This is a genomic window from Rhodobacter sp. Har01 (genome assembly GCF_020564565.1).
Lineage (GTDB): Bacteria > Pseudomonadota > Alphaproteobacteria > Rhodobacterales > Rhodobacteraceae > Pseudogemmobacter.
In genome coordinates this window covers 343,559-368,081 of the sequence record NZ_JAJCTD010000001.1, presented here as the reverse complement: position 1 = coordinate 368,081, position 24,523 = coordinate 343,559, and the positions used below count along the sequence as shown (strand labels likewise).

22 protein-coding genes are annotated in these 24,523 nt (G+C 68.5%); 13 read left to right on the top strand and 9 right to left on the bottom strand.

All coding sequences use genetic code 11. From position 1 onward, the window contains the following. Positions 1–113: 113 nt before the first annotated feature. The 6 genes from cobA (at position 114) to LHP98_RS01745 (ending at position 4,930) form a co-directional block, all read left to right on the top strand. Positions 114–887 (top strand): uroporphyrinogen-III C-methyltransferase, encoded by a 774-nt coding sequence (gene cobA / locus LHP98_RS01770; protein WP_227250779.1) that lies wholly within the window; start codon positions 114–116, stop codon positions 885–887. After that, a complete protein-coding gene (locus LHP98_RS01765) occupies positions 884–1,192 on the top strand; it encodes a DUF2849 domain-containing protein (protein ID WP_227250778.1) in 309 nt (102 codons plus the stop codon). Before cobA ends, LHP98_RS01765 begins: the two co-directional genes overlap by 4 nt. Next, entirely contained in the window at positions 1,185–2,852 is a 1,668-nt protein-coding gene (locus LHP98_RS01760) for a nitrite/sulfite reductase (protein WP_227250777.1), read from the top strand. Before LHP98_RS01765 ends, LHP98_RS01760 begins: the two co-directional genes overlap by 8 nt. Then, on the top strand, positions 2,842–3,591 hold the full coding sequence (locus LHP98_RS01755; protein ID WP_227250776.1) for a phosphoadenylyl-sulfate reductase: 750 nt from the start codon (positions 2,842–2,844) through the stop codon (positions 3,589–3,591). Before LHP98_RS01760 ends, LHP98_RS01755 begins: the two co-directional genes overlap by 11 nt. Beyond that, on the top strand, positions 3,588–3,992 hold the full coding sequence (locus tag LHP98_RS01750; RefSeq protein ID WP_227250775.1) for a DUF934 domain-containing protein: 405 nt from the start codon (positions 3,588–3,590) through the stop codon (positions 3,990–3,992). Before LHP98_RS01755 ends, LHP98_RS01750 begins: the two co-directional genes overlap by 4 nt. 113 nt (positions 3,993–4,105) lie before the next feature. After that, on the top strand, positions 4,106–4,930 hold the full coding sequence (locus LHP98_RS01745; protein ID WP_413687470.1) for a ferredoxin--NADP reductase: 825 nt from the start codon (positions 4,106–4,108) through the stop codon (positions 4,928–4,930). Between the two features lie 93 nt (positions 4,931–5,023). Here the strand turns inward: LHP98_RS01745 and LHP98_RS01740 are convergent, their stop codons facing one another. Then, positions 5,024–5,518, bottom strand: coding sequence for a hypothetical protein (locus LHP98_RS01740; protein ID WP_227250773.1), 495 nt, complete (start codon positions 5,516–5,518; stop codon positions 5,024–5,026). 188 nt (positions 5,519–5,706) lie between these two features. Here LHP98_RS01740 and infC point away from each other — a divergent pair, with 188 nt between their 5' ends. Continuing rightward, on the top strand, positions 5,707–6,246 hold the full coding sequence (infC, locus tag LHP98_RS01735; RefSeq protein ID WP_227251523.1) for a translation initiation factor IF-3: 540 nt from the start codon (positions 5,707–5,709) through the stop codon (positions 6,244–6,246). A 46-nt stretch (positions 6,247–6,292) separates the two neighbouring features. On the opposite strand, the gene LHP98_RS01730 is transcribed toward infC, so the two are convergent. From LHP98_RS01730 to LHP98_RS01705, 6 genes are all read right to left on the bottom strand, one after another. Next, positions 6,293–7,294: a molybdopterin-binding protein gene (locus tag LHP98_RS01730; protein WP_227250772.1), complete on the bottom strand. Its 1,002-nt coding sequence runs from the start codon at positions 7,292–7,294 to the stop codon at positions 6,293–6,295. Further along, on the bottom strand, positions 7,294–8,295 hold the full coding sequence (locus LHP98_RS01725) for an XdhC family protein (protein WP_227250771.1): 1,002 nt from the start codon (positions 8,293–8,295) through the stop codon (positions 7,294–7,296). The genes LHP98_RS01730 and LHP98_RS01725 overlap by 1 nt, the downstream gene beginning before the upstream one ends. Positions 8,296–8,453: 158 nt before the next feature. Next, complete coding sequence (locus LHP98_RS01720) at positions 8,454–10,748, bottom strand: OmpA family protein (protein ID WP_227250770.1); 2,295 nt, start codon at positions 10,746–10,748, stop codon at positions 8,454–8,456. Positions 10,749–10,909: 161 nt separating this feature from the next. Continuing rightward, positions 10,910–12,169: a vWA domain-containing protein gene (locus LHP98_RS01715; RefSeq protein ID WP_227250769.1), complete on the bottom strand. Its 1,260-nt coding sequence runs from the start codon at positions 12,167–12,169 to the stop codon at positions 10,910–10,912. Positions 12,170–12,232: 63 nt separating this feature from the next. Then, positions 12,233–13,144 (bottom strand): AAA family ATPase, encoded by a 912-nt coding sequence (locus LHP98_RS01710; RefSeq protein ID WP_227250768.1) that lies wholly within the window; start codon positions 13,142–13,144, stop codon positions 12,233–12,235. Positions 13,145–13,190: 46 nt separating this feature from the next. After that, entirely contained in the window at positions 13,191–14,105 is a 915-nt protein-coding gene (locus LHP98_RS01705; protein ID WP_227250767.1) for a LysR substrate-binding domain-containing protein, read from the bottom strand. A 101-nt stretch (positions 14,106–14,206) separates the two neighbouring features. Here LHP98_RS01705 and LHP98_RS01700 point away from each other — a divergent pair, with 101 nt between their 5' ends. The 3 genes from LHP98_RS01700 to LHP98_RS01690 all read left to right on the top strand — a co-directional run bounded on the left by LHP98_RS01700 (position 14,207) and on the right by LHP98_RS01690 (position 17,679). Then, the gene (locus LHP98_RS01700; protein ID WP_227250766.1) at positions 14,207–15,427 is read left to right on the top strand and encodes an acyl-CoA dehydrogenase; all 1,221 of its coding nucleotides are present in this window, start codon (positions 14,207–14,209) and stop codon (positions 15,425–15,427) included. Between the two features lie 107 nt (positions 15,428–15,534). After that, complete coding sequence (locus LHP98_RS01695) at positions 15,535–16,623, top strand: glycosyltransferase family 2 protein (protein WP_227250765.1); 1,089 nt, start codon at positions 15,535–15,537, stop codon at positions 16,621–16,623. 147 nt (positions 16,624–16,770) lie between these two features. Beyond that, entirely contained in the window at positions 16,771–17,679 is a 909-nt protein-coding gene (locus LHP98_RS01690; protein WP_227250764.1) for a phosphoadenosine phosphosulfate reductase, read from the top strand. A gap of 16 nt (positions 17,680–17,695) precedes the next feature. On the opposite strand, the gene LHP98_RS01685 is transcribed toward LHP98_RS01690, so the two are convergent. Next, entirely contained in the window at positions 17,696–18,094 is a 399-nt protein-coding gene (locus LHP98_RS01685) for a lysozyme inhibitor LprI family protein (RefSeq protein WP_227250763.1), read from the bottom strand. Positions 18,095–18,229: 135 nt separating this feature from the next. On the opposite strand from LHP98_RS01685, the gene pyrC reads away from it, so the two are divergent. From pyrC to LHP98_RS01670, 3 genes are all read left to right on the top strand, one after another. Next, the gene (pyrC, locus tag LHP98_RS01680) at positions 18,230–19,270 is read left to right on the top strand and encodes a dihydroorotase (protein ID WP_227250762.1); all 1,041 of its coding nucleotides are present in this window, start codon (positions 18,230–18,232) and stop codon (positions 19,268–19,270) included. Between the two features lie 66 nt (positions 19,271–19,336). Then, complete coding sequence (locus tag LHP98_RS01675) at positions 19,337–20,017, top strand: orotate phosphoribosyltransferase (protein WP_227250761.1); 681 nt, start codon at positions 19,337–19,339, stop codon at positions 20,015–20,017. Between the two features lie 235 nt (positions 20,018–20,252). Next, positions 20,253–21,764, top strand: a complete 1,512-nt coding sequence (locus LHP98_RS01670; RefSeq protein WP_227250760.1) for a replicative DNA helicase — start codon at positions 20,253–20,255, stop codon at positions 21,762–21,764. A 714-nt stretch (positions 21,765–22,478) separates the two neighbouring features. Here LHP98_RS01670 and LHP98_RS01665 read toward each other — a convergent pair. After that, on the bottom strand, positions 22,479–24,404 hold the full coding sequence (locus LHP98_RS01665; RefSeq protein WP_227250759.1) for a heavy metal translocating P-type ATPase: 1,926 nt from the start codon (positions 24,402–24,404) through the stop codon (positions 22,479–22,481). Positions 24,405–24,523 lie beyond the last annotated feature (119 nt).

Below are 24,523 nucleotides of genomic sequence, written 5' to 3'. Positions count from 1 at the left end.
GAACAGGGGTTCCGCGCCGGGGCAGTATCGGAACAGGTGTCCTTATCTGCAAGGGCATCTGGCGGGAATCCGGGAAAATCTTCTATATTGAGCGCAGTACCAAAGGGCCCGCCATGACCAACACCCGCCTTTCCCTTCCGCCCCCCTCGCCCGTCGTCTTTGTCGGCGCCGGCCCCGGTGCGGCCGAGCATCTGACACTGGGCGCGCTCCAGGCCCTGCAAGCCGCCGAGGTGGTGATCCACGACCGGCTGGTCGGCGACGAGGTGCTGGCGCTGATTCCGGCCGGGGTCGAGCGGCTGGACGTCGGCAAGGAAGGGTTCGGCCCCTCGACCGCGCAGGCCGCGATCAATGCAGCCCTGGTGGCGCAGGCACTGGCCGGGCGGCGGGTGGTGCGGCTCAAGGGCGGCGATCCGGGCATCTTCGGCCGGCTGGACGAAGAAATCGAGGCGCTGCAAGCGGCGGGCCTGGCCTTCCGCATCCTGCCCGGCGTGACCACGGCCAGCGCCGCCGCCGCGGCCCTTGGCCAGTCGCTGACCAAGCGCGGCCGCAACGGCAGCCTGCGCATCGTCACCGGCCATGACATGGAAGGCTTTGCCGAGCAGGACTGGCGCGGTCTGGCCCGCGCGGGCGAGGTCGCAGCGGTCTACATGGGCAAGAAATCCGCCCGCTTCATCCAGGGTCGACTGATCATGCACGGCGCCTTGCCCGATACGCCCGTGACCGTGGTGGAAAGCGTCAGCCGCCCCGACCAGCGCATCCTGGCCGCGACCCTTGCCACTTTGCCCGCCACCGTGGCCCGGGCTGCCGGCCCCGCCCTTCTGCTCTACGGTCTTGCCCCGCGCGAAGCCGCCCTTTCCCTTCCGCTCTTGAACGAGGCCCGCAGATGACCCGCCGCTTTACCCCCAAGGTCGTCACCGCCAACCGCCTGCGCGAAGGCGATGTGGTCTATCTGGCCGCCGACGACCGCTGGTCGCTGCTGCACCATGAGGCCGAGTTGATCGAGGACGAGGCCCACGCGCAGATGCGCCTGCTTTTTGCTGCATCGCAGAAAAATCTTGTGGTCGGCGCCTATCTCGCCGATGCAAAGGCTGGCCCGAACGGACCCGAGCCGGTGCATTTCCGCGAGGAATTCCGCACCCGCGGGCCGTCGAACTATGACCATGGCAAGCAGGCGGACCTGGCCCATGTATGACTACAGCGACTTCGACGAGGCCTTCGTCCGCGCCCGTGTCGCGCAGTTCACCGATCAGGTGAACCGCCGGCTGGACGGCAGCCTGACCGAGGACGAATTCCGCCCACTGCGGCTGATGAACGGGCTGTACCTGCAATTGCATGCCTACATGCTGCGGGTCGCGATTCCCTACGGCACGCTGTCGCCCCGGCAACTGCGGCAGTTGGCGATGATCGCCGACACCTATGACAAGGGCTACGGCCACTTCACCACCCGGCAGAACATCCAGTTCAACTGGCCGAAGCTGCCGGATGTTCCGGCGATTCTGACCGCGCTGGCCGATGTGGGGATGCACGCCATCCAGACCAGCGGCAACTGCGTGAGGAACGTCACCGCCGACCACTTCGCCGGCGCCGCGGCAGACGAAGTCGCCGACCCCCGTCCCTATGCCGAACTCTTGCGGCAGTGGTCCACCGATCACCCGGAGTTCCAGTTCCTGCCGCGCAAGCTCAAGATCGCCATCACCGGCGCCACCGCCGACCGGGCGGTGACGGCGGCACATGACATCGGGCTGCGGATCGTGCGCAACGACGCCGGCGAGATCGGCTTCAAGGTGTTGGTCGGCGGAGGCCTGGGCCGCACGCCGATGGTCGCCATGGTGGTGCGCGACTTCCTTCCCGAAGCGGACCTGCTGCCCTATGTCGAGGCGGTGCTCAGCGTCTACAACACGCTGGGGCGGCGCGACAACAAGTACAAGGCGCGCATCAAGATCACCCTGCATGAGACGGGAAAGACTGAGATTTCCCGGATGATCGAAGAGCGTTTCGCCGAGTTGCGCCCGCTGTTCGGCGGCGCCGACCAGGCGCTGTTCCGCGACATCGACGCGGCCTTCGCGGGACCGGAGTATCTCGATGCGCCCATCACGGCTTTCGACCAGTTCTACCAGGCTGACGCGGCGTTCCGGTCCTTTGTCGACACCAACGTCGCGCCGCACCGCAACCCGCACTACGCCATCGTCACCCTCAGCCTGAAGGCCCATGGTGCGACCCCGGGCGATGCGACAAGCGACCAGATGCGCCTGATCGCCGATCTGGCCGAGAAGTTCGGCCATGGTGACATCCGCGTCAGCCACGAGCAGAACCTGATCCTGCCGCATGTCCACAAGGCGGATCTGCCCACCATCCACGCGGCCCTGATGACCGCCGGCCTGGCCACCGCCAACGTCGGGCTGGCCAGCGACATCATCGCCTGCCCGGGCATGGATTATTGCAGCCTGGCCACCGCCCGCGCGATCCCGGTCGCGCAGGAAATCGCGCTGCGCTTCCAGGCGCTGGACCTGGAACACGAAGTCGGGCCGCTGAAGATCAAGATCTCCGGCTGCATCAACGCCTGCGGGCACCACCATGTCGGCCACATCGGCATTCTGGGCCTCGACCGGGCGGGGGTGGAGAACTACCAGATCACGCTGGGTGGCGACGGCACCGAGGACATGGTGGTGGGTGACAAGACCGGCCCCGGCTTCGCCTATGACCAGGTCACCGACGCGGTCGAGCGGATCGTGCGGGCCTATCTGGACCTGCGGACCGGGCCGGGAGAGACCTTCTTGCAGGCCTTCCGCCGCGTCGGGATCGAACCCTTCAAGGTGGCGCTTTACGGTGAGGCCGAGCGCGATGCCGCGTGACCTGCATCCCGGCACGGTGGCGGACCGGGTGGCGGCACTGAATGCGCGCTACAAGCACCATTCGGCGACCGACGTGATGGAACTGGCGCTGCGCGACCACGATCTGGGCCGCGTCGCGCTGGTCAGTTCATTCGGGGCGGAATCGGTGGTTTTGCTGCACATGGTCAGCGTGATCGCGCCGGAAACGCCGGTGATCTTTGTCGACACCAGGATGCTGTTTGCCGAGACGCTGGACTACCAGCGCGCGTTGGCCGACAGCCTGACGCTGTGCGACATCCGCACCATCCGGGCGCATCCGTCCCGCGTCGGCGCGGAAGACCCCGACGGCACGCTGCACCAGTTCAACACCGATGCCTGCTGCGACCTGCGCAAGATCGAGCCCCTGGAACGCGCGCTCAGGGGCTTTGACGGCTGGATCACCGGCCGCAAGCGGTTTCAGAACAGCGACCGGGGCAGCATCGACTTCTTCGAGAATGAGGGCGATTTCCGCATCAAGGTGAACCCCCTGGCCCATTGGGGCCGTGAGGATCTTGAGGAATACATCGTCGAAAACCGCCTTCCCCGGCATCCGCTGGTGTCCAGAGGCTATCCGTCCATCGGCTGCGCGCCCTGCACCAGCCCGGTGAGGCCCGGCGAAGACCCGCGCGCCGGGCGCTGGCGGGGCAGCGCGAAAACCGAATGCGGCATCCATTTCGTCGACGGCAAGGCCGTGCGCGCCCCCAAGGAGACCGCGGCATGAGCGTGATCGTCACCGACCAGGGCTTTGCCCCTGCCCCTGCGCGCGACATCGTGCCGCTGGCGCGGCTGACGCCCGAGACGACCGCCGTCGATCTGGCCAACACCGACGATCCGGCGGCGCTGGAGGGTCATCTTGACCACCTGCGGCTGATCCGCGTGGCCTTTCCCGCCTTCAACGACGGCCGCGCCTTCACCATTGCGCGGCGGCTGCGGATGCTGGGATACACCGGCCAGCTTCTGGCGCATGGTCCGGTGATTGCTGACCAATACGCCATGTGCCGACGGGTGGGGTTCGACGGGGTGGAAATCCCCGACGAGATCGCCGCCCGTCAGCCCGAGGCGCAGTGGCGCGCCCGGGCCGACTGGCAGGCGCATGACTATCAGGCCCGGCTGAAGGCCTGATCCGCTGGACCTTGCCGCCGGAAAGTTGTAAGTACACATACGAAATTCGCCGCACCCCCGCAGGCTTTTCTGTAGTCCTGCATTCCACTAAGAGGGGGCGTTCGATGACGGAGATGGTCCAGATGAACTCGCCCGACCCTTCGCTGCGCGTGAAACCGCACCTGCCCGACGCCCAGACCGTGACCTTTGTCCGGCACTGGACCGAGCGGCTGTTCTCGTTCCGGGTGACGCGGCCGCAATCCCTGCGCTTCCGCTCGGGCGAATTCGTGATGATCGGGCTGATGGACGATGCCGGCAAACCGCTGCTGCGGGCCTATTCCATCGCCTCGCCGTCTTGGGACGAGGAACTGGAGTTCTACTCGATCAAGGTGCCGGACGGCCCGCTGACCAGCCGGCTGCAGCACATCCAGGTCGGCGACGAGATCATCCTGCGCCCGAAACCCGTGGGCACACTGGTGCTGGACGCGCTCTTGCCGGGCAACCGGCTGTGGTTCCTGGCCACCGGCACCGGGATCGCGCCCTTCGCCAGCCTGATGCGCGACCCCGAGACCTATGAGAAGTTCGACCAAGTCATCATGATGCACACCTGCCGCGAGGTGGCCGAGCTGGAATATGGCCGCCAGCTGGTGGAAAGCCTGAAGGACGATCCGCTGATTGGCGAGTTGGTCGGCGACAAGCTGCTCTATTACCCCACCACCACGCGCGAACCCTTCCATCACATGGGCCGGGTGACCGACAACCTGTCGTCCGGCAAGGTCTTCGCCGACCTTGGCTTGCCGCCGATGGATGCGGAACATGATCGAGCCATGATCTGCGGCAGCCTGGCCTTCAACATCGACGTGAAGGCGATCCTCGAGGGTTTCGGCCTGCGCGAGGGCGCGAATTCCGAGCCGATGGAATTCGTGGTGGAAAAGGCCTTCGTCGGCGACGGCATCTAGGCGGCTTTCGGGCCGCTCATCCGGCCAGGCAATAGGAAAGGCCGCAAGGGATTTCCCTTGCGGCCTTTGCCTTGGTCCCGAAGGACGCTCAGCTTACATGCCGAGCGCGGCCTTGACCTGGGCGACCGTGTCCGCCACCAGGGCCGGGTTGGCCTTGGCCGCCTCGACCGCGGTCTTGAGCGTGGTCTTGGTGGCATCGTCCAATGCCGAACCGTCGATCAGCGCGATCACGCTGTCGGCGTTGAAGTTGGCCGGGTCCAGCGCGGCGGCGGCGTCCGCAGCCATGCCTTCCATGCCTTCCATGCCTTCCATGCCGGCCATGCCTTCCATGCCCGACATGCCCTCCATGCCTTCCATGCCAGACATGCCTTCCATGCCTTCCATGCCAGACATGCCTTCCATGCCAGACATGCCTTCCATGCCTTCCATGCCTTCCATGCCAGACATGCCTTCCATGCCCGACATGCCGGCAGCAGCGTCAGCAGCGGCCTTTTCGGCAGCTTCTTGCGCCGGCTTGTAGCTGAATTGGTAATAGCCACCCGCCGCCAGCAGGACGACGATGGCGCCGATGATCACGCTCTTGTTCATGTGAGGTACTCCCGTTTCCGGCTCACTGTCCGGATGCACGCGATATGGCAGTTCGCGAGGGGATTGAAAAGTCCGGACCGCCGCATCCCGGTCGCAGCGCGAGGAATTCCGCGCAGGGCTGGGTTGAAAGGTCGCAAAAGGGCAGATAAATTCGCGCACGCAGCCATAACCGCAAAAGGAATACCGCCATAGGACGCCGTCCCCACAACGCCCCGCCGCAACGCGACACCGGTCCGCGGATCAATGACCGAATCCGTTCGCCGGAAATACGGCTTATCGGCGCCGATGGCGAGAATGTCGGCGTTGTGACTCCGGCGCGCGCCATGGTGCTGGCCGAGGAGGCCGGGCTGGATCTGGTCGAGATTTCTCCGAACGCGGAACCGCCGGTCTGCAAGATCATGGACTTCGGCAAGTTCAAGTACGAGACGCAGAAGCGCGAGGCCGAGGCGCGGAAAAAGCAGAAGATCATCGAGATCAAGGAAATCAAGTTCCGCCCGGGCACGGATGACCACGATTACGATGTCAAGATGCGCTCGGTGCTGAAGTTCCTGGACGAAGGCGACAAGGTGAAGGTCACCCTGCGCTTTCGCGGCCGCGAGATGGCGCACCAGGAGCTGGGGCTTGAGTTGCTGAACCGCGTTGCCGCGGATGTGGCCGAGAAGGGCAAGATCGAAAGCATGCCCCGGCTGGAAGGCCGCCAGATGGTGATGATGGTCGCGCCGAAGTAACCGGCCGGCAGGAGGGATTGCGCGGGGGCCGTTGCGGCCCCCGTTGTCATTCGGCGCGGGCCTCGCGCGGGCGACCGCGGGCCGGGCTTTCCTTGAGCAGCCCGCCCACACCCATGGCGGCGATGTCCTGGGCGGTGACGGCAAGGCCGCAGATCACCCGCTGCATCACCCAGTCGGCACCGTTCAGCGCGGGGCTTTTCGCGCAGCCCGGCAGGCCGATGACCGGGGTGGCGCCAAGGTGGCCCAGGAACAGCAGGTTCCCCGGATCGACCGGCATGCCGAAGCGGTCCACCGTGCCCCCCGCCTGGCGCAGCGCCTGCGGCGCCACGTCGCGCGGGTCCGAGGTGGCCGAGGCGGTGAGAATAAGGATCAGATCGCTGTCCTGTGCGGCGATGGCATTTGTCAGGGCGTCCAGCCGGTGCGGCACCCGCACGGGCGCAGCCAGTGACACGCCCAGGGCCCGCAGCCGGGTCTCGATGGCCTGTCGTCCTTTGTCCGGCGTTGGGTCCGGGCCGACGCAGGTTTCGATCAGCACCGCCCGGCCCAGCCGGGGCCGCCGCAGCCGCAAGGCGCCCTGCCCCTCAGCACAGGCCTCTTGCAGGGCGGCCCGGTCCACGCCGTAGGAAATGACCTTCACCGTCGCGACCATCTCGCCCGCCGCCACCCGCTGCCAGGGCGGCAGAGTGGCCAGCGTCAGCATCGGGTCGACCGCGTTCAGCGCGGCGACCCGGGCGGCGTCGACCTCGGCCAGACCGGCGGCTTCGGCGTGGATGTTGACGCGCCCCGTGCCGACGGCGCGCAGCGACAGCCCCGCCGCCGCCGGATCTGGCACCAGCGCCTGCGCCAGGGTCAGCGCGGCGGCATCCTCGTGCAGATCGTCCGGGCCCAGCCGGGCGACCGTGACCTCGGTCAGCCCAGCCGCGGCAAGCTGCGCCAGAGCATCGGCGTCCAGCACAAGCCCCTTGCGCAGCCGCCCCTGTTCCAAGGGCACGGAATGGGCCAGAATAGCACCCCTCGCCTGTGCCAGCGGGACCGGGCCGAACTGCATCAGCCCTGCCTCAGGGCCGCGGTGACCTGGGCCATGACGGAAACCGCGATCTCGGCCGGGGATTTGGCGCCGATGTCCAGGCCGACCGGGGCGTGGATGCGGGCGATGTCGTCTGGCGTGAAGCCTGCTGCCGCCAGCCGCTCGACCCGTTTCGCATGGGTCTTCTTCGACCCCAGGCAGCCGAGGTAGAATACCGGCGCGCGTAGCGCGATGCGGATCGCGGGGTCGTCCAGCTTGGGGTCGTGGGTCAGGGTGACAATGGCGGTGCGGGCGTCGGGCTTGAGGCTGGCCAGGGCCTCGTCGGGCCAGTCCTCAAGGATCGTCTCGCCGGGAAACCGGGCGGCGCTGCCAAAGGCGCCGCGCGGGTCGATCAGGGTGGGGGCGTAGCCGCAAAGCCGCGCGATCGACAGCAGCGGCTGCGCGATATGCACGGCGCCGACGACGATCAGCCGCAAGGGCGGGTTGTGGATGGCCAGGAAGCGGCCGTCCTCTTCGCTGCCGGACCGGTCGCTGCGGAACCGCGCATCCGCCGCGGCATCCTGGCCCGGCGCCAGCAGCTGGCGCGCCCAAGCGTCGGGCCGCACCTCATAGGCCACGGCACGCGACGCGGCGCGGGCGGCGACCAGGTCCGCCAGCAAGGCTTCGGGCAGGGCTTGCGGCGCCTCGCCCACCGGTTCCACCATCACCCGGATGGTGCCACCGCAGGCCAGGCCCACGGCAAAGGCCGTCTCGTCACTGACGCCAAAGGTCAAGAGCCGCGGGGTGCCATCCTGCAGGGCCTCCAGCGCCTCGGTCACCACAGCGCCCTCGACGCAGCCGCCCGAGACCGAACCCATGATCTCGCCCGCGCCCGAGATCGCCAGCTGGCTGCCGGCCTGCCGCGGCGCCGAACCCCAGGTGTCGACCACCGTCGCCAGCGCCGCGCCCTTGCCGGCACGGTGCCAGTCCAGCGCGATTTCGGGAATCCGGTCATGGAATGCCTCGGGCGCGGCGTCGGTCATGGGTCTGTCCTCCAGCGCCCAGAGTAGGACGGGCCGCAAGGATCACAAGTCCCTTGCGGCCCGCCCAATGGTCGACCTTCGTCCCGACCGGGAAACGGAATTCGAAGTCGAATTCCGTCCACGATTTCCGACTTCGGAAATCGTTTCCCCGGGTGGCCTCAGCGCAGCGCGGCGGTGCGCATCAGCGGCGTGATCAGCCGCACCAGCACGCGGCGGTTCGCCCGCTCATCGCTTTGGCTGGCCACCTTCAGCTCGCTTTCACCATAGCCCTGGATGACCATGTTTTCCGGCGGGATCTCGAAGTATTCGGTCAGCGCCAACGCCAGCGATTCCGCCCGGCGGTCCGACAGCAGCAGGTTCGACGCGGCCGAGCCGACGGCATCGGTGTGGCCCTCGATCAGGAACACATGGCCCGGGTTGTCTTCCAGCAACTGGCCCATCAGCCGGCCCAGGTCAGCCAGCTTGCGCGCCTCGGTGGCGTCGATGACCGCCGACCCGCTGTTGAAGGTGATCGAATCGACCTCGATCGTCGCCGCCAGCGCCCGCACCTCGGGGATGTCGCGGATCTGGCGCAGGCTGAACTTGCGGCCGATGTCCTCGGCCTCAAGGGCGGCCAGTTCGGCCTTCAGCGCGGCATCGTTGTCCGAAGTCGAGATCGTCACCCGGCCGGGCTTGGGCCGGGGCAGTTCGGAAATGATGATCGGCTCTTCGGCATAAAGGTCGTCGATCAGCACCGTCTCGATGCCCGACCGGTCATAGACCGACCGCCGCAGCACGCGGCCCGAGGCATCGCGCACCGTCACCACCTGGGTGCCGTCGGGGCGCTGCACGATGGTCCGGGTCGAGCCGTCGCGGTAGGTCTCGGTCCGCGTGGTCACGCCGGGGCGGCGCAGCACGGCGTCGTCGTCCTTGTAGACGTCATAGGTGCCATCGGGGTTCAGCACCACCACGCGGTCGCCGGTCGCCTCGACCACTTCGCGCTGGTCCTTCTTGCCTTCGTTGATGATGGCGCCCACCACCAGCGCGCCCAGGGCCAGCAGGCCCACCTTCTCAAGGTCCGACAGGCCCGACTTCTTGCCGCTGGACGCCGCCACCGGTGCGGCGGCGAATTCCTCGGACGAGGCGCGGGTGGTCAGTTCCGAAATCACCTCGGTCGCGACCGAGACCGGCTCGGTCGGCGTCGGTGCCGTGTCGGTGCCGTCGGTGGCGGCGTCCGTGCTGCCCTCGGTCGGCACGATCGGCAGCAGAGTCTCGGGGTCGATCACCGCGGCGGCCGCAGCCGCGGCGGCCGAGGCGGCAAGGCCCTCTTCCTCGGCGACACCTTCTGCGGCGGGCGGAATGGCCAGAATGTCGGCCAGGCTGTCCGAGGCCTCGGTCGTGACCTCGGGAATGTCGACCGGCCCGGTGACGGCCTCGGCAACGGGCGTCGGCAGCGGTTCGGGAACCGGCTCAAGCACCGGCTCGACCACGGCGGCATCGGCCGGCGCTTCGGCGGGCGCTTCGGTCACGGCGTCGGGCGCCGGCTCGACCACGGGCTCGGGCGTCGGTTCGACAGCAGCCTCGGGGGCGGTTTCGGGGGTGGGTTCGACGGCAACCTCGGGGGCCGGTTCCACGGTCGGCTCGACCGCGGGTTCTTCCGTGGCCGGCTCGACGGCAGGCTCCTCGACGGCGGGCGCTTCCGGCGCAGGCTCTGCCACGGGTTCGCCGGCGGGCTCGGCCGCAGGCTCTTCGGCAACCGGTTCGGCGATCGGCTCGGCGGCGGGTTCCTCGACCGCCTGGGTCGCGGCCTCGGCGGCGGCGTCCGCCTCGACCGAGGTGTCTGCGGCGGCCTGCGAATCGGCTTCGGCCTGGGCAGCCGCTGCGGCGGCGGCCTCTTCGGCGGCGCGGGCGGCGGCTTCGGCTTCGGCCTGGGCAGCGGCCTCTGCATCGGCCGCTGCGGATGCCGCTGCAGCGGCCTGGGCTTCGGCTTCGGCAATGGCGGCGGCGTCGGCGGCGGCCTTGGCGGCGGCGTCCGCCTCAGCCTGGGCAGCGGCTTCGGCTTCGGCCTGGGCGGCGGCGGCCGCCTGCGCGGCGGCTTCGGCTTGGGCGGCAGCTTCCGCAGCGGCGGCTTCAGCCGCGGCACGGGCGGCGGCTTCCGCCTCGGCAGCGGCGGCGGCCTGCGCGGCGGCTTCGGCTTCCGCAGCGGCCTGGGCCGCGGCGGCGGCCTCGGCCTGCGCCGCGGCTTCCGCCTCTGCAGCCGCCTGGGCTGCCGCGGCAGCTTCCGCCTCGGCGGTCAGTTGCGCGCGGATCGCATCCACATCACAGGCCACACCATCCGAGGGCGTGCACAGGATACTGCCGTCCGGTCCAAGGACCGAGCCGTCGTCGGCCAGGGTCTGGGCGCGGGCGGGCATGCCGGAAAGCGGGCTGAGGGCCAGCGAAAGGGCCGTCGTGCAGGTCAGAAGCTTGCGCATTCTTCATCCTCATGGGCCGGTGGGGCAGACACGGGCCGATTCCCGCGCCGAGGCCTGACCGGCAGTGTCGGACCCGAAATAAGGGCCTTGGGCTCTGTTATGCCATAACAACGGCTAAACCCAAGGCGGGTTCCCAATCGGCGTGCCGGTCTTTGCCGATTTCAGGGCGCCATCAGCCGCAACAGGCGCTGCTTCTCGCCGCTGTCGCCGGCGGTCGAGACGGCGCGACCCAGCGCCTCGAGCGAGGCGATGGAGTGGCCGGCGCGAAAGCAATCGACATGCGGCAGCATCGCGCGGATGCCGGTCGCCCTGGGTGCAAAGCCGGTCCAGCGCAACAGCGGGTTGATCCAGATGAGGCGGCGGCACGACAGGTGCAGCCGCTCGATTTCCCGCGCAAGCTGGCCGGTATCGTCGCGGTCCAGCCCGTCGGTGATGAGGAGGACAACCGCCCCCTGCCCCAGCACGCGGCGGCTCCAGTCGCGGTTGAAGGCGTGCAGGCTGCTGCCGATGCGGGTGCCGCCCGACCAGTCCTGCGCCTGGGCGCCGGCGGCTTGCAGGGCGGCGTCCACGTCACGGGCGCGCAGGTGGCGGGTGATGTTGGTCAGCCTTGTGCCGAAGGTAAAGGCATGGACACGCGCCCAGCCCTGGCCCTTGCGGTTGGCGACGGCGTGGACGAAGTGCAGCACCATGCGGCTGTAGTCGGCCATCGAGCCGGAGATGTCGCACAGCACGATCAGGTTCGGCCAGCGCTCGCGCGGCTCTTTGCGGGCAAGGGTGGCGATCTCGCCGCCGCGGCGCAGGCTGGCCCGCAAGGTGCGGCGCAGGTCGATGCGGGCGCCGGTGCTGGCGGCCTGGCTGCGGCGGGTGGGCAGCGGTTTGACCGGCAGCGACAGGGTGGCCAACATCCGTTTGGCGGCGGCGATTTCGGCGGTGGACATCTGTTCGAAGTCGAGGGTCTTCAGCCGTTCCTCGGCCGAGAAGGTGGAAGAGGCGTCGACCTCGACCGTTTCGGGGCCGTCGTCGGGCGGGCCCTCCGGCGGTTCGGGGCGGGGGGCGTCACCCAGCAGGGCCTCGGCCGCGCGCTTCTCGGCGGCTTGCGCGGCGCGGTCTTCCTGCACGCCGCGGACCTGCGGCAGCATCAGGCTCATCATGTGTTCCAGATAACGCGGGTCGCGCCAGAACAGCCGGAAGATCTGGGCGAAGACGATGCGTTCCTCGGGGCGGCTGACGAAGACCGCCTGCAGGGTGTGGAAGAAATCCTCGCGCCGGGTGAAGCCGGCGGCTTCCACCGCGCGGATCGCGTCGATCACCCGGCCGGGGCCGACGGGCAGGCCGGATTTGCGCAAGGCGCGGGCGAAATGGGCGATGTTCTCGGCCAGCTTGCCGTCTTCGGGAAGGGGAAGGTCGGGGTAAGTGGCCATGCGGCACCCCCGGGGGGCTTCACGCCCCCCGGCCCCCCCGTGGAGTATTTGCCAAAGGGCAAATCATGCAGGGGTCAGGTCGCGCCGGACCTCGTCCAGCAGGCGCTTGGCTTCCGAGCCTTGCAGTTTCTGGATGTCATCCTGGTATTTCAGGATGGCGGCGAGGGTGTCGGAGATCACCTCGGGGCTGAGCGAGATGACGTCGAGGGCGAGCAGGCATTTCGCCCAGTCGATGGTTTCGGCGACGCCGGGTTTCTTGAACAGGTCCTCGGTGCGCAGTTTCTGCACGAAGGCGACGATCTCGCGGCTGAGGGTGTCCTTCGCTTCGGGGGCGCGGGCGTGCAGGATTTGCAGCTCGCGGTCGAAGGTGGGGTAGTCGACCCAATGGTAGAGGCAGCGGCGTTTCAGCGCGTCATGCACCTCGCGTGTGCGGTTCGAGGTCAGGATGACGATGGGCGGTTCCGGGGCCTTGATGGTGCCGAGTTCGGGGATGGTGACCTGGAAGTCGGAGAGGGCTTCGAGGAGGAAGGCCTCGAACGGCTCATCGGTGCGGTCGAGTTCGTCGATCAGCAGGACCGGAGCACCGCCGGGCTGCGGGCGCATGGCTTCCAGCAGGGGGCGGGCGATCAGGTAATCTTCGGTGAAAAGCTCGGTCTTCAGCGCGTCGCGGTCGGCGCCGCCCTGCGCCTCGGCGGTGCGGATGGCGATCATCTGGGCGGCGAAGTTCCATTCCGCCACGGCCGAGGCCGCGTCGAGGCCTTCGTAGCACTGCAGCCGGATCAGCCGGCGGCCCAGGGCGGCGGCAAGGGTCTTGGCGATTTCGGTCTTGCCGACTCCGGCCTCGCCTTCCAGGAACAGCGGTTTGCCCAGTTTCAGGGCCAGGAAGACCACGGTCGCCAGCGCGAGCGAGGCGACATAGCCCTGCGTGTCGAGCAGCGCCTGGGTGGCGTCGATGGTGTCGGGCAGCCGGGTCATGCAGTTCTCCCTCAGGGGCGGATGCTGGGGCGGCGGGGCCGGGCGGTCAAGGGGCGTCGGCGGGGATGCGACCAAGGTGGGGCCCGGTCTCATCCGCCAGCCAGCGGCGGAAGCTGGCCAGCGGCTGGCGTTCGGGGCGGCTGGCGGGCCAGACCAGGTAATAGGCGCCAAGCGCGCGCACCGGGGGGCCGAAGGCGGGGATCAGGCGTCCGGCGGCCAGGTCGGCCTCGATCAGGAAGGTGGGCAGGAGGGCCAGGCCCAGGCCGTGCATGGCGGCCTGGGCAACGGTTCCGAACTGGTCGAACAGCATCGCGGGCGGGCGCTGACCGGCCACGCCATGGTGCGCCAGCCAGCGGCCCCAGTCGCCGGTGCGGCTTTCCAGTTGCAGGAGCGGCAGGGTAAGGACCTGTTCGGCGGTCGCCAAAGGGGTGGGCAGAAGGCCCGGCGACGCGACGGCGAGAAGCTCTTCGTCCATGAGTTTATGGAATGAAACACCCGGCCAATCCTGCCGACCGTAGTGGATGGCGGCGTCAAAGGCGGTGGCGGCAAAGTCGAACGGGCGCAGGCGGGTGGAGAGGTTCACCGTGACCTCGGGGTGGGCGGTGGCAAAACGGGCGAGGCGCGGCGCCAGCCAGTGCATGCCAAAAGCCGGCAGGATGGCCAGATTGAGCGCCCCGCCGGAAGGGTTGGCGCGCAACGTAAGCGAAGCATCTGCCATGATCTTCAGGGCCTTGCGAACCTCGGCCACATAGTCTTGCGCGGCCGGGGTCAACCGGAGGCGGTGTTTTTCGCGGCTGATCAGCGCCACGCCGAGTTGGCCTTCCAGCACCTGCAACTGGCGCGAGATGGCGCCTTGGGTCAACGACAACTCGGTCGCGGCGGCGGCGGCGGTGCAGTGGCGGTCCAGCGCTTCAAGGGCCAGGAGAGAGGCGACCGAGGGCAGGTAGCGGCGGGGAAGCATATGAGGTTTCCTCAATATCTTCGGACTTCGTTTCGATAGCTTTCCAGTGCCGCACATGCAAGGATTGCCGAAATCTCCATCATCGACAGGACGCCCCGCGCATGACCGCCAAGCCCAAGCTCAAGCCCAAGGACGCCCCCGACCTGGGCCAGTTCCATTGGGAAGACCCCTTCCGCCTGGACGACCAGCTGACCGAGGAAGAGCGGATGCTGCGCGACGGCGCGCGGGCCTATGCGCAGGAAAAGCTGCAGCCGCGCGTCATCGCCGCCTTCCGCGAGGAAAAGACCGACCCAGGCATCTTCCGCGAGATGGGCGAGATGGGCCTTCTGGGCGTGACGGTGCCCGAGGAATACGGCGGGCTGGGGTCATCCTACGTGGCCTATGGACTGATCGCGCGCGAGGTCGAGCGGGTCGACAGCGGCTACCGCAGCATGATGTCTGTGCAGTCGTCGTTGGTGATGTATCCGATCTATGCCTACGGCACCGAAGAGCAGCGGAAGAAGTATCTGCCCAAGCTGGCCAGCGGCGAATGGATCGGCTGTTTCGGGCTGACCGAGCCGGACGCGGGGTCTGATCCGGCCGGCATGAAGACCACGGCGAAGAAGACGGCGGGCGGCTACGTCCTGAACGGGTCCAAGATGTGGATCTCGAACGCGCCGATCGCGGATGTCTTCGTGGTCTGGGCCAAATCCGAGGCGCATGGCGGCAAGATCAAGGGCTTTGTGCTCGACAAGGGCACCAAGGGGCTGACCGCGCCGAAGGTCGGCGGCAAGATTTCCTTGCGCGCATCGATCACCGGCGAGATCGTCATGGACAATGTCGAGGTGGGCGAGGACGCGCTGCTGCCCAACGTGGAAGGGCTGAAGGGGCCGTTCGGCTGCCTGAACCGTGCCCGCTACGGCATTGCCTGGGGGGTGATGGGGGCGGCCGAGTTCTGCATGACGGCGGCGCGGAACTACGGGCTGGACCGCAAGCAGTTCGGCAAGCCGATCGCGCAGACCCAACTGTTCCAGCTGAAACTGGCCAACATGATGACCGAAATCAGCCTCGGCCTGCAGGGCTGCCTGCGGGTCGGCCGGCTGCTGGACGAGGCCAACGCGGCGCCCGAGATGATTTCCATCATCAAGCGCAACAACTGCGGCAAGGCGCTGGATATTGCCCGCTGGTCGCGCGACATGCACGGCGGCAACGGCATTCAGGAAGACTTCCAGGTGATCCGCCACATGGTCAACCTTGAGACGGTGAATACCTACGAGGGCACGCATGACGTCCATGCGCTGATCCTGGGCAGGGCGATCACCGGGTTGCAGGCGTTTTTCTGAGGCGGCTGACCGCTCCCACCTGCCGGCTTCGGACGACGGGGCGCGTCCATTCGTCGAACGGGCGCGCCCGGCTATCGTCTTGGCGGCCCGCGTGCTAATCGGGTCCCATGGACAGCACGCCCCCCACTGTGCAGCCCCGCCCCGGTCGTGCCGGGCAGCGCATCCTTGCGGTGACGACACTGCGCAACGAGGCGTCGTTCCTGCTGGAATGGCTGGCCCATCACCGCGCCTGCGGATTTACCGATTTCCTGGTGTTCTCGAACGACTGCACCGACGGCACCGATGCGATGCTGGACCGGCTGGCGGAAATGGGCTGGCTGACCCATGTGCCGAACGACGGGCCGCATGACGAAGGGCCGCAATGGGCGGCGCTCAAATCGGCCTCGCGGCACCCGCTGGTGGCGGCGGCCGACTGGATTCTGGTGCTGGACATCGACGAATTCGTCAACGTCCATGTCGGCGACCGCACCGTGCCGGCCCTGCTGGACGCGCTGCCGCAGGCGACGGCAATTCCACTGACCTGGCGGCTGTTCGGCAATGCCGGGGTGGTGGCCTGCGACGGCCGTGCGGTGACCGAAACCTTCACGCGCGCCGCACCTGCCGTGCTGCATTGGCCCTGGCGGGCAATGCTGTTCAAGACGCTGTTTCGCAATGACGGCAGCTATGGCCGGCTTGGCGTTCACCGCCCCCGCGCGCCCGACCCCGAGCGGCTGCCGCAGGCGCGCTGGTTCGACGGATCGGGCGAGGAACTGCCCGAAGCCTTCCGAACCGCGCGCATCTTTTCGGATCTGGGCCGCGACCACTATCGCCTGGTGCAGCTGAACCACTACGCGCTGGGGTCCATGGAGAGCTTCCTGGTCAAGGCCGACCGCGGCCGCGCCAACCGCGACAGTTCGGTGGCCGATGTCGGCTATTGGGTCGAGCGCAATTTCAGCGCCGCAGCGGACGATTCGATCCTGGCGCTGGACAGCCGGGCGCTTCGGGCCGACCTTCGGGCCGACGCCAGGCTGGGGCGGCTGCACCAAGCCGGTCTGGACTGGCGCCGCAACCGGTTTCGCACGCTGATGGCGCAGGAACCCTGGCGCGCGCTGTTCGGGCGGCTCTTGATGTGCCCGCCAACCCGCGTCTTGCCACCCGAGGTTGCACGGCTGGTCTGGGGGTCGGCGCCTGCGCCACCTCCCCCCGGGCGCGGCTGAAACAATCGCAACTGACTGTTTGCCGTTGCGTCCCATCGGCCGCTGTCGCAACCGATTGACCGCGCGGGCCGGAACGTGACAATGGCCGCAGTCGGTGCCGTTCGAGTTGCTGCTTGCCTTTCACCTCTGCCCTGGGGAACAGGACCGATGTCCGAACTTGCCGAACCGATGGCCCGGTCCGATCAGGACTGGATGTCTGCCATGGACCTGGTGGCAGAGGACGACGGCTATCTCGAACGGCTGGGCAAGCGGCACTGGGCCTTCTTCGCCGAACAGGGCACGACGCTTCTGGTCACCTTCGAGCGGGCCGAGGCGGTCCGCGCGCGAGACAGCCGGATGCCGGCGCAATATGACTTGGCGCGGGCGCAGCGCTGGTCGATCCTGACCGTCCTGGCCGAAGGTGAGACCTTCTGGCGCGACCCGGCGGTCTGGGGCTATTTCGACCGCTTGGTGGATGACGCCTTTTTCGACGATTTCGATCGGGTGGTGTTCTATGGCGCCGGGCCGGCAGGCTATGCCGCGGCGGCCTACATGGTGGCTGCACCGGGGGCGCGTGCGCTTCTGATCGCGCCGCGGGCGACGATGGACCCTGCCATTGCCGGCTGGGACCGCCGCCACCGCGCGGCGCGGCGCCTCGATTTCACCCGCCGCTATGGCTATGCTCCGGACATGACCGGCGGGGCTGACCGGGTCTGGCTGGTGCATGATCCGCTGCACGGCCCCGACGCCGCCCATGCCGCGCTGTTCCGCCGGCCCTGGCTGACGGTGCTGAACGCCCGGCGCACCGGCGAGGCGACCGAAGCCGTCCTGGCCGCGACCGGCGTGCTGGATCGGGCGCTTGTTGCCGCGACCGAAGGCCGTCTGACGCCAGCGGGCTTTGCCCGGCTGTGGCGCACGCGGCGGTCGAACCCGGCCTACCTGCGGGCAATCCTGACCGAAGCCGTGGCGCGCAAGCGGCCCTGGATGGAAACTCTGATCTGCCGCTCTGTCACCCGCCGGATGAACGCCCCGCGGCTGCAGGCGCGGCTGGCCGGACTGACCGGCGGCAAGGGCTGACGCGGGCGCAGACCGCCTAGAGGTCGGCGTAGCTGTCTACCAGCGCGCGCAGTTGCGCGGCCCGATCTTCCGTCAGCCCTGCCATGCAGCCATAGACCAGCAGAGGCTCGGCGCTGCCGCCGCGCATGGCAAAGCCCTCGGCCTCGCAGGCCTTGTCGCGGAAGGTGATCCAGGCGCGCTGTGCCTCGCGCAGCGCCTGCGCCCCGCCGCGCTCGGCCTCGGGCAGATCGGCGTCCCACCGCTGCAACAGCGCCAGTGCCGCCTTGTAGGCCGCATTCAACGCGGCATCGGCGCGTTGCCAGTCCTGCTCGGCGCACCAGTTCAGCTCTTGCTGGGCCATGGCATTGGCGCAGTCGATGTCCTGCGCGGCGGCGGGCAGGGCGAAAAGGGCAAGGCACAGCAGCAGCGGACGCATGGAGGACTCCTTGGGCTTGCCGCCAGTCTGGCCGGTTGCGCGACCCCGGCCAAGAGGGGAAAACCGCCCCTTTGGCGCATCGGCGGCGACACGCGGCATCTGGCCTTGCGCGTCGGAATAAGCTACCGGAACCCCATGCAAGAGATCGTGATCCGCCGCCCCGACGACTGGCACCTGCACCTGCGCGACGGCGCGGTGCTGAAGGGCGTGCTGCCTGAAACCGCGCGGCATTTCGCCCGCGCCATCGTGATGCCGAACCTGGTGCCGCCGGTGGTGACTGCGGCGCAGGCCGGCGCCTACCGTGACCGTATCCTGGCCGCCCTGCCCGAGGGCGCGACCTTCGAACCCCTGATGACGCTTTATCTGACCGAAGGCACCGAGCCGGCCGATGTGGCGGCCGCCGCGGCTTCGGGTCTGGTCAAGGCGGTGAAGCTCTATCCCGCGGGGGCAACGACGAATTCCCAGTCCGGCGTGCGCGACCTGGACCGCGTGATGCCGGTGCTGGAAACCATGGCCGAGATCGGCCTGCCGCTCTGCACCCATGGCGAGGTCACCACGCCCGAGGTTGACATCTTCGACCGCGAGGCGGTGTTCATCGACACGGTTCTCGACCCGCTGCGCCGCCGCCTGCCGTCCTTGCGCGTGGTGATGGAGCACATCACGACCGAGCAAGGCGTGGCCTATGCCGCCGAGGCCGGCGAGGGCCTGGCCGCCACGATCACCACCCACCACCTGATCCTGAACCGCAACAACATCCTCGTGGGCGGGATCAAGCCGCATTACTACTGCCTGCCGGTGGCCAAGCGCGAACATCACCGCCTGGCCCTGCGCCGCGCCGCAACCTCGGGCAACCCGCGGTATTTCCTGGGCACCGACAGCGCCCCGCATGTGGACGCCTTGAAGGAACACGCCTGCGGCTGCGCCGGTTGCTTCACCGCCACGAACACGATGGCCCTTCTGGCCCATGTCTTCGAGGAAGACGGCGCGCTGGACCGGCTGGAGGGCTTTGCCAGCCTGCATGGCCCCGCATTCTACGGGCTGCCGTTGAACGACGGAACGCTGCGCCTGGTGAAGCGCGATCAGCCCCACGCCTTTCCGGAAAAGATCTTCACCGAGGCCGGCCCGATCACCGTCTTCAACCCCGGCTTCCCCGTGCACTGGCATGTCGAGGCCTGACCCGCTGCCCATCGGCCCTGACGGGCCTCCTTGCTTGCGCCGGCGAGACGCCCGGAAAGGATGCCCATGATCTCTGCCAGCTTCCCCCCGAAACCGGAAATCGCCCGTCTGACCGCGCGGGCATTCCTGGAAATCGGCGCCGTGCATTTCAACGCGCGCGAGCCCTTTACCCTGGCCTCGGGCCTGCCCTCGCCCACCTACATCGACTGCCGCAAGCTGATCAGCTACCCGCGCATCCGTTCGATGCTGATGGATTTCCTTGCCCTGACGGTGGTCCGCGAGGCCGGCTTCGAAGCCTTCGACAACATCGCCGGCGGCGAGACCGCCGGCATCCCCTTCGCCGCGCTGGTGGCCGAGCGGCTGGCGCTGCCGATGACCTATGTACGGAAGAAGCCCAAGGGCTATGGCCGCAACGCCCGCATCGAGGGCGCGATGACCGAAGGCCAGCGGGTGCTTTTGGTCGAGGACCTGACCACCGACGGCGGCTCGAAGCTGTCGTTCGTGGATGCCATCCGCGACACCGGCGCCACCTGCGGCCACACGGCGGTTATCTTTCATTACGGGATCTTCCCGGAGACCGAAGCCCGGCTCGCCGACCACGGCGTGAAACTGATTCACCTCTGCACCTGGTGGGACATGCTGGCCGAGGCCCGCGCCAGCGGCACCTTCGACGCCGAGACCCTCGCCGGGGTGGAAGAGTTCCTGAGCGCGCCGCGCGCCTGGCAAGATGCGCGAAAAGGCGCGTGACCCAAGGTCACCCGATTCGGATTCCGGGGGGCGGCGCTGGGGGTGGAATCTGGATAACTGCCGATTCCCCGTCGCCCGTTAGCGATTGCCCAGGAACCAACCGCCAGATGTGGTAGAAGACACGGATGGCGAGTCGACGGATCGACGTGGTCCACAGGTTTGTCCACCGACATGTGCAGACTTGCCGAGCATGGCCTGAAGCGCGCATCAGACGCGCGGGATGAGGGGTTAGAGCATGAGTGAGATCGCCACGCTGCGCGCCGCAGTTCCGGCCCGCGCCGGAGAGGCCGGAACCGAGGCCCTTCCGCACAACATCGAAGCCGAACAGCAATTGCTGGGCGCGATCCTGGTCAATAACGACATCTACGACCGCATCGCCAGCCTGATCCGGTCCGAGCATTTCTTCGATCCCGTCCATGCCCGCATCTTCGAGATCGCCTCGGCGCGCATCCAGAAGAACGCGCTGGCCTCGCCGGTCACGCTCAAGGCCTTTCTCGAAGACGATTCCGGTCTCAAGGAACTGGGCGGCCCGGCCTACCTTGTTCGGATGGCCGGTGCGGCGATCAGCGCCTTCGCCGCGCGTGACTACGCGCAGATGATCTATGACCTCGCGGTGCGGCGGGAACTGATCCAGCTCGGTCGCGACATCTCGGACCGCGCCGCCAAGGTCGAAGTCGACAGCGAGCCGCGCGAGCAGATCACCGAGGCCGAGCAGCGCCTCTACAAGCTGGCCGAACAAGGCGCGACCGAGCGGGGATTCCAGAGCTTTCTCAAGGCGGTGACCGACGCAGTGAACGTTGCGAACGCAGCCTACCAGCGCGGCGGCGGGCTGGCCGGCATCTCGACCGGGCTGGTGGACCTGGACAAGAAGCTGGGGGGCCTGCACGAAAGCGACCTGATCATCCTGGCCGGGCGGCCGTCGATGGGCAAGACCTCGCTGGCCACCAACATCGCCTTCAACATCGCCCGCGCCTTTCGTCGCGGCCGCAAGCCGGACGGCAGCGAGGGCGCGGTGGACGGCGGCGTGGTCGGCTTCTTCAGCCTGGAAATGAGTGCCGAACAGCTGGCGGCGCGCATCCTGTCCGAGGCCTCGGAGGTTCCCTCCGACCAGATCCGCCGCGGCGACATGACCGAGGGCGAGTTCCGCCGCTTCGTCGATGCGGCCAAGGACCTGGAAGCCTGCCCTCTCTACATCGACGACACCCCGGCGCTGCCGATTTCCCAGCTTGCGGCCCGAGCCCGCCGGCTGAAGCGGACGCACGGACTGGACGTGCTGATCATCGACTACCTGCAATTGGTCAAGGGGTCGTCCCGCACCGGCGACAACCGGGTGCAGGAGGTAAGCGAGATCACCCAGGGGCTGAAGGCCATTGCCAAGGAACTGAACGTGCCGGTGATCGCGCTGAGCCAGCTCAGCCGCCAGGTCGAGAACCGCGAAGACAAGCGGCCGCAACTCAGCGACCTGCGGGAATCGGGGTCGATCGAACAGGATGCCGACGTGGTGATGTTCGTGTTCCGCGAGGAATACTACCGCGAGCGGGAGAAGCCGGCCGACCACGAGCTGGACAAGATGGCGGCCTGGCAGCAGATCATGGAACAGGTCCATGGCAAGGCCGAAGTGATCATCGGCAAGCAGCGCCACGGCCCCATCGGCACGGTGGAGCTGTCGTTCGAGGGCCGCTTCACCCGTTTCGGCAACCTGGCGCGGGCCTGGCAAGGCGACGGCGGGCCGGACGTGGGGTTCTGACACCCCTGCCCCCGGATCCGGGGGCCAGCACCCGGACGTCCCCGGCCTGTCGGAGTATTGGCAAAGGGCAAGCGCAAGCAGGCCCTGTGAAGCTTGCCCTTTGCCAAATACTCCCGCCGGAGGCACCCGCGACGCCGCCAAGGGCTGTGGCCCCCGGCTCTTCCGCGGCAGCGCCGCCGAGCGGGGGCTCGATGCCCCCCGAGGCGGCCCCCGGTTGCCGGTTGCGGGCTTGAGGCAGGCGCAGAGACGTTTCGAGCCTCGCCAGACCGGCAACGGCCGCACTTTCTGCACGCTGGCGCATCTGCTGGCCGAAGAGCTCAAGGCCGCGACAGGCGCCCCTGAAGACACAGGTCCGGGAACGCGCTGACCGGGCAGGCTCGCATCTCGGCCTGTGTAGCCGCAAGGCCGGCGCTGCGAGGGTTGACGCCGGACCGGGCGGCGCCGGGGGCATCCAGGGTCCGCGTGACTGCGGTGATCCCGGCCAGGAGGATGGCGCCGGGGCATGAACCGGGCTGGACAGCATCCCCCGGGGCCAGCGGACGCCCGCCGGCCCAGGAGCTCGCCCCTGCGCGGTGTTCCCGCTGAGGAAGACGTCCGCCATAGCTCCGACGGGTGGCTGTTCGTGGCGGGCGGCCCGGTCCTTCACGACCGGGCATCGTGTCCCGTAGAGTGGGTGGTTTCCGCGGCCGCGAGGCCACGGTTCACCCACCGCCCCTAACCCTTGCGGATCGGATCGGCCAGAAGGCGCAGACCGTTCAGCACCACCAGAAGGGTGCCACCCTCATGCCCGATCACCGCCAGAGGCAGCGGCAGTTCGAAGAACAGCCCGCCGGTCACCAGCACCAGCATCGCGCCCAGCGCGAAGGCCAGGTTCTGCTTGATGATCGCCGCCGCCTTGCGCGACAGCCGGTGGGCGTCGGCCAACTGGCCCATGTCCTCGGCCATCAGCGCCACGTCCGCCGCCTGCAATGCCACTTCTGAGCCCGCCGCGCCCATGGCGATGCCCACGTCGGCCCGCGCCAGCGCCGCGGCATCGTTCACACCGTCGCCGACAAAGGCCACCGCGCCCTCGGCCGACAGCTTCTCGACCAGCTTCACCTTGTCGGCCGCCATCAGGTCCGAGGCGATGTCGTCATCGGCAAACCCCAGATCGCGGCCGATCCGCAGCGCCACGGCGCGGCGGTCGCCGGTCATCATCACGATCTGCCGGACCCCCCCCTTGCGCAGCGAGGCCAGCGCCTGGGCCGAGGTCTCACGCGCCGCATCGGCCACCCGCACGGCGCCCAGCACCTGCGCGCCGCGCCCCAGCCAGACCATCGTATCCTCGCCGTGGTCCGCGGCCAGCGCCTGTGCGGCCTCGGTGGCCCCCATCCGCTGCACCAGCCGGTCGTTGCCGGCCCAGACCTCTCCCAGGGCATCGCTGCCGACGATGCCTTCCGAGGGCAGCGCCCGCACGCCCGTCACCAGCACCGGGACCAGATCGCGCGCCAGCGCGGCGCGGCGGATCGCGTCGGCGATGGGGTGTTCGGAATGCGCCTCAAGCCCCGCCAGCAGGGCGATAAAGCCGTGCTCGTCGCCATCCGCCACCTGCAGGCCCGTCACCTCGGCCCGGCCGGTGGTCAGCGTGCCGGTCTTGTCGAAGGCAAAGGACTTGACCGCCGCCAGCCGTTCCAGCGCCGCCCCGCCCTTGAACAGCACGCCGCCGCGCGCCGCCGCCGACAGGGCCGACAGAATCGCCGCCGGCACCGAGATCACCACCGCGCAGGGGCTGGCCGCGACCAGCAGCGTCGCGGCGTGATACAAGGCATGTTCCGGCTCATAATCGAACAGGCGGAAGCCGAAGTAGGCCAGGATCGCGCCGACCAGCACCGCCACGGTATAGGTCTGGCCGAACCAGTCCGAAAACCGCTCGGACGGCGCCTTGGCGGCCTGCGCTTCGGTCACCAGTCGGATCATCCGGGCGACCGTGCTGTCGTTTAGCCCGCGCGTCACCTCGATGGTCAGCACGCTGTCCAGGTTCACGCAGGCCTCGAACACCGCAGCCCCCGGGCCCTTTTTCATCGGATGCGATTCGCCGGTAACGGTGGCTTCGTCCAGCCGGCCCTCGCCATCAACCACCTTGCCATCGACCGGCACCCGCGCGCCGGGGCGCAGGACGACCCGGTCGCCGGGCACCAGGTTGGCCACCGCGACCTCGGTCACTGCACCATCCGGCCCCAGCCGCAGCGCGGTGTCGGGGCGCAGCTGCATCAGCGCCTCGACGGCATGGCGGGCGCGGCCCATGGCGCGATGCTCCAGCGTGCCGGCGATCGAGAACAGCGCCAGCAGCACCGCCCCTTCCATCGCCGCCCCCACCACCGCGGCCGCCACCGCGGCCACAACCATCAGCAGGTCGATGTCCAGCACGCCCTTGCCGAACAGCTCTTTGAGCGCGTTGGCCAGGGGCGGCAGACCGCCGGCCAGATAGGCCACGGCCAGCGCTGCCAGCACTGCCGCCGGTGGCAGCGGCATCGCGAAGGCGTCGAAGATGGCAACAGCCAATCCGGCGACCGTCAGGCCGGTCAGGATCACGTCCGCATTCGCCTCGGACCCGTGCTCTTGCGGCAATTGCGACTGGCTGTGGACGACGGTTGTGGACATGCCCTTCAGTGGCGCTGCCGGCAGCCTGACACAAGTGACATTTTCGCGCGCCCCCCCCTTTCTAAGCGAACGCTGACAGCCCTTTCCGCTTGACCGCGGGCCTTGGGCTGACAACAAAG

Excerpts from the sequence above, each read along its gene's own strand:
- LHP98_RS01675 (WP_227250761.1), top strand. The coding sequence starts at position 19,337 with ATGATCTCTGCCAGCTTCCCCCCGAAACCGGAAATCGCCCGTCTGACC.
- LHP98_RS01740 (WP_227250773.1), bottom strand. The coding sequence starts at position 5,518 with ATGAACAAGAGCGTGATCATCGGCGCCATCGTCGTCCTGCTGGCGGCG.
- LHP98_RS01690 (WP_227250764.1), top strand. The coding sequence starts at position 16,771 with ATGTCCGAACTTGCCGAACCGATGGCCCGGTCCGATCAGGACTGGATG.
- LHP98_RS01700 (WP_227250766.1), top strand. The coding sequence starts at position 14,207 with ATGACCGCCAAGCCCAAGCTCAAGCCCAAGGACGCCCCCGACCTGGGC.
- pyrC (WP_227250762.1), top strand. The coding sequence starts at position 18,230 with ATGCAAGAGATCGTGATCCGCCGCCCCGACGACTGGCACCTGCACCTG.
- LHP98_RS01715 (WP_227250769.1), bottom strand. The coding sequence starts at position 12,169 with ATGGCCACTTACCCCGACCTTCCCCTTCCCGAAGACGGCAAGCTGGCC.
- LHP98_RS01760 (WP_227250777.1), top strand. The coding sequence starts at position 1,185 with ATGTATGACTACAGCGACTTCGACGAGGCCTTCGTCCGCGCCCGTGTC.
- LHP98_RS01665 (WP_227250759.1), bottom strand. The coding sequence starts at position 24,404 with ATGTCCACAACCGTCGTCCACAGCCAGTCGCAATTGCCGCAAGAGCAC.
- LHP98_RS01745 (WP_413687470.1), top strand. The coding sequence starts at position 4,106 with ATGGTCCAGATGAACTCGCCCGACCCTTCGCTGCGCGTGAAACCGCAC.
- LHP98_RS01720 (WP_227250770.1), bottom strand. The coding sequence starts at position 10,748 with ATGCGCAAGCTTCTGACCTGCACGACGGCCCTTTCGCTGGCCCTCAGC.
- LHP98_RS01710 (WP_227250768.1), bottom strand. The coding sequence starts at position 13,144 with ATGACCCGGCTGCCCGACACCATCGACGCCACCCAGGCGCTGCTCGAC.
- LHP98_RS01725 (WP_227250771.1), bottom strand. The coding sequence starts at position 8,295 with ATGACCGACGCCGCGCCCGAGGCATTCCATGACCGGATTCCCGAAATC.
- LHP98_RS01685 (WP_227250763.1), bottom strand. The coding sequence starts at position 18,094 with ATGCGTCCGCTGCTGCTGTGCCTTGCCCTTTTCGCCCTGCCCGCCGCC.
- cobA (WP_227250779.1), top strand. The coding sequence starts at position 114 with ATGACCAACACCCGCCTTTCCCTTCCGCCCCCCTCGCCCGTCGTCTTT.
- LHP98_RS01705 (WP_227250767.1), bottom strand. The coding sequence starts at position 14,105 with ATGCTTCCCCGCCGCTACCTGCCCTCGGTCGCCTCTCTCCTGGCCCTT.
- LHP98_RS01670 (WP_227250760.1), top strand. The coding sequence starts at position 20,253 with ATGAGTGAGATCGCCACGCTGCGCGCCGCAGTTCCGGCCCGCGCCGGA.
- LHP98_RS01755 (WP_227250776.1), top strand. The coding sequence starts at position 2,842 with ATGCCGCGTGACCTGCATCCCGGCACGGTGGCGGACCGGGTGGCGGCA.
- LHP98_RS01765 (WP_227250778.1), top strand. The coding sequence starts at position 884 with ATGACCCGCCGCTTTACCCCCAAGGTCGTCACCGCCAACCGCCTGCGC.
- LHP98_RS01695 (WP_227250765.1), top strand. The coding sequence starts at position 15,535 with ATGGACAGCACGCCCCCCACTGTGCAGCCCCGCCCCGGTCGTGCCGGG.
- LHP98_RS01730 (WP_227250772.1), bottom strand. The coding sequence starts at position 7,294 with ATGCAGTTCGGCCCGGTCCCGCTGGCACAGGCGAGGGGTGCTATTCTG.
- LHP98_RS01750 (WP_227250775.1), top strand. The coding sequence starts at position 3,588 with ATGAGCGTGATCGTCACCGACCAGGGCTTTGCCCCTGCCCCTGCGCGC.